The sequence below is a fragment of the Arthrobacter vasquezii genome (genome assembly GCF_029455255.1).
GTDB lineage: Bacteria > Actinomycetota > Actinomycetes > Actinomycetales > Micrococcaceae > Arthrobacter_D > Arthrobacter_D parietis.
In genome coordinates this window covers 1-15,424 of record NZ_JAROKN010000030.1, presented here as the reverse complement: position 1 = coordinate 15,424, position 15,424 = coordinate 1, and the positions used below count along the sequence as shown (strand labels likewise).

The 15,424-nt window shown below is 65.2% G+C and carries 11 protein-coding genes and 1 pseudogene; 4 read left to right on the top strand and 8 right to left on the bottom strand.

All coding sequences use genetic code 11. The features are described from left to right. Positions 1–102: 102 nt before the first annotated feature. Together P4U43_RS11425 and P4U43_RS11420 are read right to left on the bottom strand one after the other, a co-directional pair. Positions 103–5,577, bottom strand: coding sequence for a rhamnogalacturonan lyase family protein (locus P4U43_RS11425; RefSeq protein WP_277358847.1), 5,475 nt, complete (start codon positions 5,575–5,577; stop codon positions 103–105). A 608-nt stretch (positions 5,578–6,185) separates the two neighbouring features. Then, complete coding sequence (locus tag P4U43_RS11420; RefSeq protein ID WP_006247388.1) at positions 6,186–7,127, bottom strand: GlxA family transcriptional regulator; 942 nt, start codon at positions 7,125–7,127, stop codon at positions 6,186–6,188. Positions 7,128–7,234: 107 nt separating this feature from the next. Here P4U43_RS11420 and P4U43_RS11415 point away from each other — a divergent pair, with 107 nt between their 5' ends. Further along, positions 7,235–7,546 (top strand): putative quinol monooxygenase, encoded by a 312-nt coding sequence (locus P4U43_RS11415; RefSeq protein WP_006247389.1) that lies wholly within the window; start codon positions 7,235–7,237, stop codon positions 7,544–7,546. 107 nt (positions 7,547–7,653) lie between these two features. After that, positions 7,654–8,978 (top strand): annotated as a pseudogene (locus tag P4U43_RS11410) (ISL3-like element ISPfr2 family transposase). A gap of 135 nt (positions 8,979–9,113) precedes the next feature. On the opposite strand, the gene P4U43_RS11405 reads toward P4U43_RS11410, so the two are convergent. Together P4U43_RS11405 and P4U43_RS11400 are read right to left on the bottom strand one after the other, a co-directional pair. Beyond that, the gene (locus tag P4U43_RS11405; RefSeq protein ID WP_277358846.1) at positions 9,114–9,584 is read right to left on the bottom strand and encodes an NUDIX hydrolase; all 471 of its coding nucleotides are present in this window, start codon (positions 9,582–9,584) and stop codon (positions 9,114–9,116) included. Positions 9,585–9,589: 5 nt separating this feature from the next. After that, positions 9,590–10,093: a prepilin peptidase gene (locus P4U43_RS11400; RefSeq protein ID WP_277358845.1), complete on the bottom strand. Its 504-nt coding sequence runs from the start codon at positions 10,091–10,093 to the stop codon at positions 9,590–9,592. A 59-nt stretch (positions 10,094–10,152) separates the two neighbouring features. Here P4U43_RS11400 and P4U43_RS11395 point away from each other — a divergent pair, with 59 nt between their 5' ends. Then, positions 10,153–10,896: a hypothetical protein gene (locus P4U43_RS11395; RefSeq protein WP_277358844.1), complete on the top strand. Its 744-nt coding sequence runs from the start codon at positions 10,153–10,155 to the stop codon at positions 10,894–10,896. A 20-nt stretch (positions 10,897–10,916) separates the two neighbouring features. On the opposite strand, the gene P4U43_RS11390 is transcribed toward P4U43_RS11395, so the two are convergent. Further along, complete coding sequence (locus P4U43_RS11390; RefSeq protein ID WP_404800731.1) at positions 10,917–12,329, bottom strand: PhoH family protein; 1,413 nt, start codon at positions 12,327–12,329, stop codon at positions 10,917–10,919. A gap of 257 nt (positions 12,330–12,586) precedes the next feature. Further along, positions 12,587–13,348 carry an isoprenyl transferase gene (locus P4U43_RS11385; protein WP_277358863.1) on the bottom strand — a complete coding sequence of 254 codons (762 nt, stop codon included), beginning with the start codon at positions 13,346–13,348 and terminating at the stop codon, positions 12,587–12,589. Between the two features lie 133 nt (positions 13,349–13,481). Here P4U43_RS11385 and trhA point away from each other — a divergent pair, with 133 nt between their 5' ends. Next, on the top strand, positions 13,482–14,234 hold the full coding sequence (trhA, locus tag P4U43_RS11380; RefSeq protein ID WP_277358843.1) for a PAQR family membrane homeostasis protein TrhA: 753 nt from the start codon (positions 13,482–13,484) through the stop codon (positions 14,232–14,234). 46 nt (positions 14,235–14,280) lie between these two features. On the opposite strand, the gene P4U43_RS11375 is transcribed toward trhA, so the two are convergent. Together P4U43_RS11375 and mca are read right to left on the bottom strand one after the other, a co-directional pair. Further along, complete coding sequence (locus P4U43_RS11375; RefSeq protein WP_277358842.1) at positions 14,281–14,655, bottom strand: hypothetical protein; 375 nt, start codon at positions 14,653–14,655, stop codon at positions 14,281–14,283. A gap of 61 nt (positions 14,656–14,716) precedes the next feature. Further along, positions 14,717–15,424: mycothiol conjugate amidase Mca (gene mca, locus P4U43_RS11370; protein WP_277358841.1), on the bottom strand; the 708-nt coding region annotated here is incomplete at its 5' end.

The window sequence follows — 15,424 nt, the reverse complement described above, 5'->3', positions numbered from 1 at the left end:
CACGCGCACATCAAAGTAATCGGCATAAAAAAGCGAGGGTCCCTCATGGATGCAAATCCAAGAGGGACCCTCGCTTTCAGGTTCCCAAACACCCGTGAGGGGTTAGCGGGGCGGGCCCACCACCTTGAGGCGGTCCCAACCCAGCAGCTCATCCCCTGAGGTGTGCACCACCAGACGGTTGTCTCCCGGCCGGGTGTTCTCCGGCGTCGTCACGGTGACTGCGCCGTCGTTGACCAGGTGCCAGCCAAGCGAAACCTCACCGAGGTAGACGTGCACCCATCCCTCTGCAGCCAGGTTCGAAAGCACAACCTCTGAAGCTCCACGGGGGAACTTTTGCTTCGCCAGGCCCAGATCCAGCTGGTTTTCGTCGGTCAGCGAGTCCTTCACCGGAGCGTCCGGCGTGAAGGACGGCTTGACGAATTCACCGGGAGCCGGCTCTTCACCGGTGTACGCGATGCTCGGCGCCTTCGGCTGCTCCATACCCTCGCCCAGGAAGTACGAGGTGTGCGGAGGCTGGTTGTAGGCGGTGTTCTGCCAGGCAACCCCAAGGCGGTAGACCGGATCGGACTGCAGGGTGCGCAGCCGGTGGTCCGTGACGTTCACCGTGGTGGCGATGCGCAGGGCGGTCGAATCGTCGGTACGGGTGACGATCTCCTCGCGCCAGTCACCGAACAGGTCCGCCTGGAGAGCCGGCGTGCCCTTGGTGTCGTTGTTCGTCAACGTTCCCTCAGCACGGTAGAGCACGTCCTCGGAACTGGTTTCGACGTTCCACTTCGAGATGGTGGGCACGCCGGTCCGGGTTTCCTCGATCCAGTCGTGGTCGGTGATTTCCCGCAGGAGGTCTCCGTCCCACCAGGTGAGGAAGTTCGCTGCCGGAATCTGCTCGGCGATCAGTTCGCCGTCGCTTGCGCGCAGCTGACCCACCGGTGAGTTCCAGGCAGCGTCGCCGCCGACAGCCCAACCTTCAGCACCTGGGTGCCGCGGGTCGATGTCCGCCATGGCAGCTCGTCCGGTGTCCCGGGTTGCCGGGATGGACCAGATCACCTCACCGGTCGCGGCGTCTCGGAAGGTAGCACCATTGTTGCCGGACGCACCCATGTCCTCGTGTGCCGCGAAGACCTCAAGTCCCTCCCGCGCCGGATCGAAGTCCGAAACGTGGAGTGAATCGCCGTGGCCGAGGCCGGTGTTGTAGAGCGCCGTGCCGTCGTCGTCGATGGTCATGGACCCGAAGATGATCTCGTCCTTCTGGTCATTGTCGACGTCCGCCACCGAGAATTGGTGGTTGCCCTGACCCCTGTACTCGTCGCCCGACTCGTTCGAGTCGAAGGTCCAGCGTGGTGTCAGCGTGGCGCCATCGAAGTCATAGGCTGCTATCACCGTGCGCGTGTAGTAACCGCGGCTGAAGACCAGGCTCGGCTTCTCGCCGTCAAGGTAGGCCACTCCGGCCAGGAACCGGTCAACGCGGTTTCCGTAGCCGTCGCCCCACGCACCAACATCTCCACGGGCAGGGATGTAGTCGGCGGTGTCGACCGCCGCACCCGTCGTTCCGGAGAAGACCGTCAGGAATTCGGGACCATCCAGCACATACCCGCCGGAGTTACGGTAGTCGGCACGGGCATCGCCAATGACTGCATCCGTGCCGTCGACCGTTCCGTCAGCAGTCTTCAGCGTGACTTCGGCTGTGCCGTCGCCGTCGAGGTCAAAGACCTGGAACTGCGTGTAGTGGGCGCCGGCACGGATGTTCTTGCCGAGGTCGATGCGCCAGAGGCGTGTGCCATCCAGCTCATAGGCATCCACATAGACGTTGCCCGTGTAGCCGCCCTTCGAGTTGTCCTGGGAGTTGGTCGGATCCCACTTGAGCACGATCTCGTACTGGCCGTCACCGTCCAGGTCACCGATCGATGCGTCGTTGGCACGGTAGCTGTAGGGCTGGCCGTCCTTGGTGTAGGCATCGGCCGGCTTGTCCAGCGGAATGTCCAGGGTCTGGGAATCCCACACCGTGAAGTCCTCCGTGGCCCAGCGCTCGGTGCCGTTCACCACGGTGCTGATGCGGTAGGTCGCATCAGCAGCACCCTCGGCGTCGAGCAGGTTGGTGCTGGAGACGACCGGTTCGGTGGTGATCCGCTCACCGTCGCGGTAGACGTGGAATCCGATTTCCTCGGGATCCAGGCCGAGCATGCGCCACCCAACGTAGACCCCCTCTTCGGAAGCAACGGCTACCGGCGAACGGTCAAGGCGCTCTGCCTGCCGTACCAGCGTGGTCTTAGCCGGGGAGGTGACGGTCTCGGACTTTTCCGACACGCCGCCGGCATTGACGGCTGCCACTGCATAGACGTACTCAACAGTGGTCAGAACGTCGGTGTCCGTGTAGGTGGGCTTGTCAGCCCGACCGACAAGTTCAAGCTCACCAACAGAACCGTCTGCCAGCGGATCGGCACGGAACACCTGGTAGAAGAGAGCGCCTTCAGATGGCTCCCAGTTGAGCGTGACGTCGTTCTTGTTCACGTCACCGAGCGCCAGTCCGGTGGGAACCGGCGCCTTTGCTACGTCCGGGTCCACCGTAGTGAGCTCGAGCGCGTTCGACGGAACCGACTCTGCTCCCGCAGCATCCAGCGCAACAACGGTGTAGGTGTACTCAAGGCCGATATCAGCGGTGGTGTCCACGAAGGACGTTCCATCGACATCGCCGAGCGCTTCCGCTTCCGTAGCTCCAGCGGACTGGCGGTACACACGGTAGCCTGCGGCGTCGTCGTTCCCTGTCCAGCTGAGCGAGACGGCAACGTCGCTGCCATCGATCTGAACGTCGTCGGCCGCCAACTCATTCGGCGCCAGCAGCAGCGGCGTGATTTCCAGACCGTTGAACCAGCCGCCGGCCTTGATGTTGATCTGGCCGTCCGTCACCAGTACGGGCTGCAGAATCCTGTCCGCAATGGTGCCGCGACCGGCGTTGGAGGAACCGTAGTCCTTGCCCTCCGACTGAATTGCCAACCGTCCGCTACCAAGCGGGTCACCGTAGTAAGCCTTGAGCGCGTAGGAGCCGTTGGGAACATCGATGACGAGCTCGTGCTTTGCGGCATCCGGCAGCAGGAAGTCCCGCTGGAGCGCGGTGGGTACGGGATCGAACCCGGTACCGCGATCGCGACCGCTGAGACCCTCAGTAGACAGGAAGCCGTAGCCGATTTCCGGTGTGTAGAGGCTCGTATTGTCCAGCGCGGTATAGCCATCCATGACGGGATTGCCGGCGAGCTGCAGATCGAACTTGTACAGCGGTGCCTTGGTGGTGATGCGGACAGCGTCCGACGGCGGCGAGTCACCTCTCCCATTCACTGCGGCAACGCGAAGGTCGTAAGACACCCCTTCCTCAAGGCCCGTTACGTTGGCAAGCGGGACTGTGGAGGTGGTGACCAGAGCGTACGCATCATCTCCGGCGTCGGCCTTTTTCGCAAAGACCTTGTAGATGTCAGCGCCCTCGACCGCATCCCAGGTGAGCTGTGCACCGGCGTTCGAGATGCTGCCGGCAACCAGCCCCGCCGGCGCTGCAGGTACTTCGGCGGGCGGCTCCGCCGCTTCCACCTCGGCGGCGAGCGGGATGTCCAGCTTGGCGACGTCGGACGCAACCAGCCGGGCCATCTGGATGGCCCCGTACTCCTGGAAGTGCGTGTCATCAGTGGTTCCGTTCGGCCGGCCCGGGTAGACACCGGCCGGAACGTGCAGGAACACCGACTTCGCCGCTTCCGGACCGATCTCGGTCAAGTAGGCCCGGCTCGAGGCGGAGAGGTCAACCAGCGGGGTTCCGGTGTCCGCCGCGATACGCGTTGCTGCGTCCACGTACTCGGGGAAGGACACGTTGGCCTCGCCCGTCTCGGTGTTGTAGGAACGGCGGGAGACCGGCGTCACGATGACCGGCGTTGCACCGCGCTGGGTGGCTCCGTCCACGAAAGTACGCAGGTACTCGTAGTAGTCGCCCGGAGCGGCCCAGCGGTCATCCACGCCGTAGCTGTTGTCGTTATGGCCAAACTGGACGAAGAGGTAGTCGCCCGGCTTGATGTTGAGCAGCACCTCGTCGAGGCGGCCCTGGCTGATGAAGTTCTTGGAGCTGCGCCCGCCGATGGCCTTGTTCTCGACCGTCACCTCATCTGAGAGGAAGCGGTCGATCATCTGGCCCCAGCCGGCCTGTGGCGCGTAACCGGAGGTGTAGGTCTGGACGGTGGAGTCGCCGGTGATCCAGGCGGTCGGCTGCGGGCCGGCCTCCAGTGGAGTCTGCTGGGTCAGCACCAGCGAATTCAGGTTCGCTGCGGTCCCTACGAACTCGAGGTTCAGCTGGCCATCCACCACTGCGATGTCGAAGGCCATTTCGAGGTACTCGCCGGCCGCCTTCGCGGTCGGCTGCACCTTGGCCATCTGCTCGGCCGTGATCGCGATATCGGTTGCGCCCTCGGCGTCACCGGCAATCAGGTTGGCCGTGTAGTTGCCGTTCGGCAGGTCAACCACAAGTTCGGTGTCGCCGACGGTGACGAAGTCGGAGCGCGTGGCGTCCTCCGTACCGCGGTCGGTGGCGGAAACCTGGGACACGTCTACGAAGCCTGCGCGGTTCTCTGCGGTGTAGGCCGTCGTTTCATCGATCCGGACGGCGCCCGGCGCGGTTTCTCCGTTGCCCAGATCCAGCGACAGCACGCCATTCTCAGGAAGCGCGGGCGCGTCAGTGCTCAGACTGGAGGCAGCCGCGGCCGACGACGGCGAGAGACCGTCAGCGCCGCGCGCCTGCACCTTGTAGTAGCGGACCTTCGTCGTGTCGACGGGGTCGGTCAGGTAGACAGTCCGCTCACCGGTTTCCGCAACCTTCGTGTAGGGACCGTCCACTGCGTCAGCCCGGGAGACAACGTAGGCCGTGGCTCCGCTGACTTCATTCCAGCGCAGGGTCACGGCCTCGGAGGTTACATGGGACATACGCACGGACTGCGGCGCGGCCAGGGTGGAGACCGGCTCTTCGGGTTCGGGTTCCGGCTCAGGCTCCGGTGTTGCTTCAACCTCCGTGATGACGACGCCGTTGACGTAGGCGCCGGCTCCTTCGCCGGTGAAATCCATGGTGAGCTGACCATCTTCAACGGTGGTCTGCCACGTTTGCTCAGCTACGGAGCGGCGCGCCTGGATGGTTCCGGCTGCCGTGCCCTCGAGCGCGACAGTTGTATTGGTGGTGCCGCCGTTGACGAGCTGATCGCCTGAGATGACCCGAACACTGTAGGAGCCGTTCGGGACATCGGCGACGAAGCCCCAGGCGGTTGCGAGCACAAAGTCATTCGCGACCGGGTCCGGGACAGCTGGGGTCCGAAGCCGTGAGATGGGGTTGACTCCACCAACCGGCACTATGCCGTAGCCAGCTTCCGCCGAGTACCGGTTGGTCTCGTCAATACCGGTCCAGCCCTCAGCCACCGGGCTTTCGCTGGTACCGAAGTCGAAGGAACGGGTCAGCGGCTCCTCTGCCGCCAGGGCCGGCGTCGTTGCCGTACAGAGGCCGACGATTGCGGCTCCTGCTATCAGGGCGCGCGCTGAATGCGGACGCGAATTTTCGAGGGTCATGGCATCACACCTTTTAGTTCGACAGTGAAATATCGGTGGTTCTCGGGCCACCCGAGAGGTGCCCGGGGCACTACAAAGGCACGGGCAATGAAACGATTCACGGAGACCAACGAAAATCAGCCTAGCCGTGAGAGCGGTCACATTCAAGCGATCAGGCGATATTCAGGAAAGCGTTTCCCCAATGTGACGCATCGACAATGGCGATACCTTTCCTGGCTCTTCCCAGATGAGGGTGTAGGTCGGCCGGGCGCGTCGGTCCGCAGATAGACGTCGAGGTCTCCCGACGATGGAGGTTCCTACGCCATCCATCCGAGAGACCTCGACGTGTCCGACGCTACCCCGCCGGCCGGCTTCGGCCGCCCTGACCTAACCGCCTTCGCGGCTCATCCCAATCGACCCTGATCGGGTCTGCTGACCCTCTCGACGAGAACGCAGCGACATCACAGCCACCCAACCCCGACCGTCCGGGAAGCCGGGGCACGTCACATGGCCTGTGCTTCGGGCGTGTCGAGTGGGTCGTCCAGGGGCGACGCAGGAGCGTCGACGCGACGTGCTGAGAGGTGGCTCCAACCGAGCGCTAGGACACAAGCTACAGGCATGGCGATAGGTCAGGAACGGCGTCGCTCCCTGCGCAGGAGGGAGCGCAGAGTCTCGGCGTTCGCGTAGCCGACCCGTAGCGCGATCTCGGCGGAGGTGAGGTCCGTGGTTGCTGAGAGGTGCCGAGCTCGTTCGATGCGAAGCCGTTGGACGAAGCCGAGCGGAGTGAGGTTGAGCGCCGCACGGACTCGTCGTTCGAGGGTGCGCCGGCTGGTGCCGAGCGACTGCGCGACGAAGGCGACGTTGAACGGTTCGTCCAGGCGGGCGCGCACGAAGCGTTCGAACTCGACGACGATCGGGTCCTCGTGCCGGAGATGTTCGTAGGCGACGAAAGCCGCCTGCGACGGGCGCTCGTCGATGATGAGGAGCTTGGCGACATGTTGGGCCAGGTCGGGGCTGATCGATCGCACGAGTGAGAGCGCGAGGTCGATGTGGGCGAAGGCGGCGCCGGCGGTGACGAGGTTCCCGTCGACCACGACCATGGTGTCGAGATCGAGGGCGACGGTCGGATAGCGCTTCAGGAACTCCGGCCCCAGGAACCAGCTGGTCGTCGCCCGCCGATGATGCATCCGTCCGGTCTCGGCGACGGCGAACACGCCGGTGCACGCCGCGGCGATCCGGGTGGTCGCGTCGTCGAGGCGCCCGAGTGAGGCGATGACCGAACGAGCATCTCGGCTCTGGAGGGCGTCGTGGGTCGCGGCGGCCGTGAGGGTTCCAAGCGCAGGGACGACGACCACGTCGAACTCTCCGGACTCCGACAGCGGGTGGTCCACCGACAGGGTCATCGATGCCGTCGTGGTCACTCGCCGTTTCGGTCCGAGGATGGCGAGTTCGATCGGGTCGATCCGCGGGTCGACATCGCCGCGGGCTCCGTCGGCCACCCGCACGATGTCGATGACCGACGCGACCGCCGAACCGAAGCAGCCGTCGATCGCGATCAGTCCGATACGCATGACGTAAACAATAGCAATACTGCCGTATACGCCACTCCCCATCGGCCCTCGCTCGTCATATGCTGGACTCGTCCCACGAAGAACCCCGACTTCAAGGAGAACCCCTCATGTCCACACCCGCATCGCTTCCGTATGCCTTCGTCGCCAAGATCGTCGCGGCCGATGGACAGCACGACGCGCTCGCCGATCTGCTCGCCGGCGCTGTCGCACTCGCCAACGAAGAAGTAGGAACGATTGTCTGGTTCGCGGCTAGGACCCATGCCGACACCTTCTGGATCTTCGATGCATTCCCCGACGAAGCCGCTCGCGACGCCCACGCCAACGGCGCCATCGTCGCAGCCCTGATGGCCAACCAGCACCTCCTCGGCGCAGCACCCGAGATCCTGGCGGCCGACGTCCTCGCGTCCAAGCTCCCGTAGTCCGCCAACGCACGAGACGATCGCGCCCCGCCGAGTCAGTCCGCAGATAGACGTCGAGGTCTCCCGACGATGGAGGTTCCTACGCCATCCATCCGAAAGACCTCGACGTGTCCGACGCTACCCCGCCGGCCGGCTTCGGCCGCCCTGACCTGACCGCCTTCGCTCGACTCGACGGCCTCGGTCTGAGCGTGATCGGCAACGACTTGAACCGGATCGTGCGGTCCTCGCGTGCCGCGTGGTGGAACCAGATCAGTGGTGCCGACGGTGCGGCAGCGAAGGCGCCGCTCGTGACACCGTGATCCGGCGGTTGGCCCACGAGCCGCTGGGCTGGCGACCGACCGTGCTGGAAGTTGTAGTGCGCCGCTACCGCTGTGCCGACTGCGGACACTTGTGGCGCCAAGACACCAGCGCCGCGGCGGAGCCACGCGCGAAGCTCTCGCGCACCGGGCTGCGGTGGGCGCTGGAAGGGATCGTGGTCGCACACCTCACCGTCGCCCGTGTCGCCGAGGGACTCGGGGCCGCGTGGGACACCGCCAACAACGCGGTCCTGGCCGAAGGCAAGCGGCTGCTGATCAACGACCCCACGCGGTTCGAGGGCGTGAAGGTCATTGGCGTCGATGAGCACGTCTGGCGCCACACCAGGCGTGGCGACAAGTACGTCACCGTGATCATCGACCTCACCCCGGTCCGCGATGGCGCCGGCCCAGCAAGGCTGCTGGACATGGTCGAGGGCCGGTCGAAGGCGGCGTTCAAGACCTGGCTCGCCGACCGCGACGACGCCTTCCGTGACGCGGTCGAGGTGGTCGCGATGGACGGCTTCACCGGGTTCAAGACCGCCGCTGCGGAGGAGATCCCGGACGCGGTCACGGTGATGGATCCCTTCCACGTCGTGCGCCTGGCCGGTGACGCCCTCGACAGGTGCCGGCGCCGGGTCCAACTCGCGATCCACGGGCACCGTGGGTTCAGGGACGATCCGCTCTACAAGTCGCGGCGCACGCTGCACACCGGCGCGGACCTGCTCACCGACAAGCAGAGCGACAGGCTACGCGCGCTGTTCGTTGATGACGCTCACGTCGAGGTCGAGGCGACCTGGGGTGTCTACCAGCGGATGATCGCCGCCTATCGCCACGAGGACCGGCAACGTGGCCGCGAGCTCATGGAGAAGCTGATCACCGACCTCAGCGCCGGCGTCCCCAAGGTGCTCACCGAGCTCACCACCCTGGGCCGGACCCTGAAGAAGCGAGCCGCCGACGTGCTCGCCTACTTCGAACGACCCGGCACCAGCAACGGGCCGACCGAGGCACTCAACGGACGGCTCGAACACCTGCGCGGCTCCGCACTCGGGTTCCGCAACCTGACCAACTACATCGCCCGAAGCCTGCTCGAGACCGGCGGCTTCAGACCCCAACTCCTACACCCCCGATTGGGATGAGCCCCTTTCCTGCCACCCGATAGCCTTCCCGCCACCCGACACCGTTCAACCGCTATCGGATGGCCGAAGCGCTATCGCAAGTTCAGTAGCGCGCTTCGTCTCTTCCGGCCCACGGGCGGCAGGCAACCCGCCGCGTCAGCGCACGAAGTTGGGAACACCCGTCGAGTAGCGTGCATTCTCGGCGTGCTTGCGGTGAAGCGGGTTCAGCTCCGGAAGGTCATCGAGTGAGAACCACCGCACGTCCATGGACTCGTCGTCATTCACGCGCGCCTCACCGGAAAGGTACCGGCACCGGAACACCAGGCTCAGGAACCTGCAGACGTCGGAATTCGGGAAAATCACCGGCCCGACGACGTCGACACTCACCAGGTGCTCAACCTCAACTGACACGCCGGTCTCCTCCTGCACCTCACGGACAATGGCCGGGGCGGGCTCTTCGCCCGGCTCAATCATCCCGGTGATGAGGGTCCACTGGCCGGTGTCGGCTCGACGTCCGAGCAGGACGCGGCCGTCGTCGTCATACACCACCGCCGCTGCTCCGGGAAGCCACAGCGGATCATGGCCGATCTTGGAACGCAGGTCCTGGACGAACTCGGGGGTAGGCATATTCCTCAGCCTAGTGCGAGGACCAGTCCTGCCCCGACGATCATGAACGGCCCGAACGGGATGGCCGTCTTGGCGTTACCTCTCCGGCTGATGATGAGGAGAACACCCCACAGTCCGCCGAGGAGGAAGGCCGCGAAAGTGCCCCACAGCAGGAAGGACCAACCCACAAAGCCGAGATACAGGCCCAGCACCCCGGCAAGCTTCACATCACCGAAGCCCATACCGGCCGGGTAGATCAGGCGCAGGATGAAGTAGAACACCCACAGCACAGCCGCCCCGCCGGCAAGGGACACCAGCCGGCCCCAGTCCTGTGCCGCGAGCGCCGCAGCTATGAGCAGTACACCGGCCGCCGGATAGGAGGGAAAGATGATCCGGTTAGGCAGCCGGTGGGTTCGGATATCGATGACGCTGAGCCAGATCCCGATCACCGCGAGCAGCGCCAGCGCAAGGGCGCACAGCCAGAACGCAACGGGCGCGGTGTCCCAGTACTCCCCCATCAGCGCCAGCATCTGCCTACCGTAACCGAATCCGGCGCCGGGAACTGAAACGCCTGGCTTACACTGTGGATATGTCCGCCTCAAGCGGTTTGAACCCCGCGAGCCTCTTCCGATCCCTCTGCCGTTCCTCGCCGTGGCGCTGGGAAACGGTACGGTTCTCCGTGTCCTGGATCAGCACCGACGGGGAGTCGGATCCGCTGCGCGCCTGGGTGCGCCGGCCGCAGGCACTGAGAGTTGAGACAGCTGAGGGAGCCCTCCTCCACAGCAGCACCGGCAACGAGCATTCCCGAGACTCGTTCTACGTCAGTGCTAGCAAGAGTTCCTGGCTCGTCGCCCCGAACCTCGTCAGCCCGGTCTACAACGAAACCGGGTACGTCCACCGCCGCCCCAAAGCCGCCTACGGGGAACCGGCGTTCGGTGACCCGCGTTGGTCCGCCATGCTTGACCCCGTGGAACTCGCGGGGGATGCTCCGGTGCCGTATGAGACGCCGTTCGCGAACCGCGTTGAACTCGAGGACATCAGCGAAGACGTCCACGAGGGCCGCCGTGTTCTCGCCGCCACCGCCACCCCGAACATCTCCTACCAGCCATTCACGCCGGGCCGCCCGCTCATCGGAACAGGCCGAACCCGGGTGCTGGTGGACGTCGCCACAGCAATCTGCGTCTCAACAACAGCGCTCGACGGCGAACTCGCAGGCTGCGGCCACCGGCTGGCCATCAGTGGAGTGGATGAGTACATGGTTGATGATTTGTTCACCGACGCCGCACCCACGCTCACCGACGTACGCGACCACATTCCGTGGCAGGTCGGCTGACCCGCCACGGAACGCAAGCCCTAGATTTCGGCACCCTCCAGCAGGTCCGTCACCAGTGCGGCGATCGGCGAGCGCTCGGAACGCGTCAGCGTGATGTGACCGAACAACGGATGCCCCTTGAGCGTCTCGACGACGGCGGCAATGCCGTCATGCCGGCCCACCCGCAGATTGTCCCGCTGCGCTACGTCGTGAGTGAGGACAATCTTGGAGTTCTGCCCGATCCGGCTCATCACCGTGAGGAGCACGTTCTTCTCGAGCGACTGCGCCTCGTCCACGATCACAAAGGAATCATGGAGGGACCGGCCGCGGATATGGGTGAGCGGCAGGACCTCCAGCATGCCGCGGTCCATGACTTCCTCCACCACCTCCTGCGAGACCAGCGCCCCGAGGGTGTCGAAGACCGCCTGCGCCCAGGGGTTCATTTTCTCGCTCTCGCCGCCCGGCAGGTAGCCCAGCTCCTGGCCGCCCACGGCGTACAGCGGCCGGAACACCACCACCTTGCGGTGCTCCTGCCGCTCAAGGACAGCTTCGAGACCGGCACACAGCGCCAGTGCTGACTTTCCGGTGCCTGCACGCCCACCGAGGGACACGATGCCCACCTCGGGATCCATCAGCAGGTCAATGGCGAGCCGCTGTTCGGCGGACCGGCCATGCAGCCCGAAGACGTCGCGGTCCCCCCGGACCAGCCGCACCTGCTTGTCGGCGCCCACCCGGCCAAGGGCTGAACCCTTCCCGGAGTGGAGGATGACCCCGGTGTTTGCGGGCAGTTCCGCGGCGTCCGGCAGGAAGACGGGCTCATGCGCATAGAGGGTGTCGACGTCGTCGTCCAGGGTGTCCAGCTCCGCAACTCCCGTCCAGCCGGAATCCTTGACGAGCTCATTGCGGTACTCATCCGCCTGCAGCCCCATCGCGGAAGCCTTCACGCGCATCGGCAGGTCCTTGGACACCACCGTGACGTTGCGGCCCTCGTCCGAAAGGTTCTTGGCCACGGCAAGGATCCGGGAGTCATTGTCGCCGCTGCGGAAGCCGACAGGCAGCACCTCGGTGGACACGTGATTGAGTTCCACCCGGAGCGTTCCGCCCTCGGTTCCCAGCGGAATAGCCTGGTTCAGCCCGTTGTGCTGCACCCTCAGCTCATCCAGGAGCCGCAGGGCCTTGCGTGCGAAGAAGCCCAGCTCGGGATCGTGGCGTTTGCCTTCGAGTTCGGTGATCACCACGATCGGCAGGATCACCTCATGTTCCGCGAAGCGTGTGATGGCCCGCGGATCCGACAGCAGTACCGAGGTATCCAGGACGTAGCTGCGGCTGCCGAGACTCTCGACAGCAGAAAGGCCCGCCGCTGCGAGGACTTGTTCGTCCTGCGCGGCCGGGCGGGCCTTGGTGTTGCTGGGCGTATCGGTTGCGGATCGCTGGGTTGTGCGAGATGTGGCCACTTCAACTCCACTTCCCCGGGCGAGGAACGCCCGAGAATAATCTAGGGCTTGGGTGAGGCGGGCCGGCCAGAAGGCCGCGCACGGCCTCCCCTTTTCAGAACCGGTGCTGGTGAGCACGGTGCCTGCATAGGTGGCCTCCCCGAACAGCCGGCGGGTGCCTGCTGTTGCAACAGACATTACGCCCGCGAACGACGACGGCGGCACCGGCAATGCGTGCGTGTCGCGTGAATTTTGGGTGACGAAATGCGGAAGGAATGCTACCCGCCGAATCGGCGCTGCCGGCGTCCGTAATCGCGCAGCGCGCGAAGGAAATCGACCCGCCGGAAGTCCGGCCAGAGCGCCTCGCAGAAGTAGAACTCGCTGTACGCGCTCTGCCACATGAGGAAGCCGGAAAGCCGCAGCTCGCCCGAGGTGCGGATCACGAGGTCCGGGTCCGGCTGGCCGCGCGTATACAGGTACTCGGAAATCTGTCCGACCGACAGGTTCCCGGCGACATCGGCCAGCGATGCGCCCTCGGAGTCCGCGTGCATCAGCAGTTCCTTGACGGCGTCGACAATCTCACGGCGCCCGCCGTAACCGACTGCGACATTGACGTGCAGCCCTTCAATGCACGCGGTGCGTTCGGCGAGCTCAGTGACCTTGACCGCGAGGTGTTCCGGAAGGAGATCGAGAGCGCCGACCGGCTGGACGCGAACTGTCCGCGTTTCACCCAGGCGGTCGAGGGTGTTCCCGATGATGTCCAGAAGCTGCTCGATTTCCTCCGCCGAGCGGCTCATGTTGTCCGTGGACAGCATGTAGAGCGTGACCATTTCGACGCCGAGCTCCCGGCACCAGCCGAGGAACTCGAGGATCTTGTCCGCGCCGGCCTGATGGCCGTGCTGCGTCGGTGCGCCGGCGAGCTTAGCCCAGCGGCGGTTGCCGTCCACCATGACGCCGATGTGGTGGGGGATGCGGTCGGCTGCCAGTGACCGCTGGAGTTTGCGCTCGTAGAAGTTGTAGGCAAACGAGGGAAACATCACGGCAGCGCCCACCCGTCCTTCCGATCAGCTAGTGAGATTCAGTTCCTACCGTACCGGCACGAGCCCCGCTGTGTGGGGTGCGGCGGTTGTTACCCGTTAGTAACTTATGAGCCGGTCAGATAGAATTCGGGTCATGAGCCGACGCGTTTCTCCTCCAGCCGGTGCACCCAATCCTCGCCGGCAACCGGACGAATCGGCACCCGTTGACGGCCCCGTGGAATACGCCGTCGAACGCGCTGCAGACGCGCTGAACATCAAGCCGAAGTGGCGGGGATGGATCCACCTCGGAGCCACTCCCCTGGCTATCGCCGCCGGGATCGTGCTTGTTGTCCTGGCACCCACTCCGGCAGGAAAAGTCACCTCCGCGATCTACGCGTTCACCGGTGTCCTGCTCTTCGGCGTGAGCGCCGTCTACCACCGCGGCAACTGGCAGCCCCGCACCAAGGCGGTGCTCAAACGTCTGGACCACACCAACATCATGCTGGTCATCGCTGGCAGCTATACGCCGCTTTCCTGGGCGCTGCTGCCGCAGGACAAAGCCACCTTCCTGCTCTGGCTGATCTGGTGCGGAGCCATTGCGGGCGTGCTGTTCCGCGTGCTGTGGGTCAATGCGCCGCGCTGGCTCTACGTGCCCATCTACATCGCCCTCGGCCTTGCGGCACTGCTGTTCCTGCCGGACTTCCTCGCCGCGAGCGTGCCGGCCACCGTGCTCATCCTGGTCGGCGGAGTGTTCTACATTGCCGGTGCGGTGATCTATGGGCTCAAGCGGCCCAACCCCAGTCCGCACTGGTTCGGCTTCCACGAACTGTTCCACGCGTTCACCGTCGCAGCGTTCGCCGCCCACTTCATCGCCATCCTGATCGCGGTGCTCAACCCGCTTCGCTGAGCGGGCCGCTCAGCGAAGCGTCGAAGCGGAGCAGGCCAGCCAAGGTTTAGGGCGCGTCCGGCCCATACTTGCCGCCGGGAGTACCGCGTTCAGCAGGACCTGTGGGCGGTGTCCGGGACGGCTCGTCCGCGGCCTCCGCCCGGCGCGCTTCCCCGCGATGCTCGAGCGGCCGACTCTGCCGAATCTCTTCCGCCTGCCGGGCTTCCTCTTCCTCAAGGAGTGCCATCTCCCGGTAGCGCACACGGCGGATCCTGCGGGTCATGTCACGGATCAGGAAGATCACTGCGATCACCAGGAAGAGAGTTGCCAGGAACCCGAGCAATCCGGGGGTTACATCGGCCGGATCAAGACCGGGGCGCAGTGAGGGTTCATCACCGGGCGCCGGGGTCACGGTTGCGGCCAGATTCAGCAGGGAGAACACTCCAGAGCACCACTTTCACGAGGAGACATGGCATCGATGCCACAGGCAGACGGCCACAAAATTATTCTATGCCCGCGAAGAAGTCCGTTTCAGGCAATTCCTGCGGCACACGGGAGGAGATCAGCGAGTAGTCCTCCCACGGCCAGACCTTGCGCTGCAGCTCAGAGGAGACCGCAAAGAAGAAGCCCGCCGGGTCCACCTGCGTGCGGTGAGCGAGCAGTGCGCGTTCCCGGTGTTCGAAGAAATCGCCGCAGTCGATCTGCGTCGTGGTGGGATGCGTTGGCCGCGCGGGCTGGTGGCCTTCGGCGTCCGCCTCCAGCCAGGCCGCGATCCGTTCTGCGTAGGGCGACTGCAGGCCGGCCTCCTCCAGCGCGAAGTGCAGGGCACGGAACCGCTCCGGATTGAACGCGCGGTCATAGTAGAGCTTCAGCGGATTCCACGGCTCGCCAAGACCGGCATAGCGGGACGGGTCCCCCGCGGCCTCGTACGCCTCAACCGCTACCCGGTGCGCCATGATGTGGTCCGGGTGCGGGTACCCGCCGTTCTCGTCATAACTCAGGATCACGTGCGGCCGATACTCCCGGACCAGCTTCACCAGCGGCGCGGCTGCCCGCTCGAGAGGCTGCAGCGCGAAGCAACCGGGCGGCAGCGGCGGAAGCGGGTCCCCCTCCGGCAGTCCCGAGTCAACGAATCCTAGCCAGCGGTGTTCCACTCCGAGCGCCGCTGCTGCCTCAGCCATCTCCAGGCGCCGCAGGCCCGCGAGGTCGCG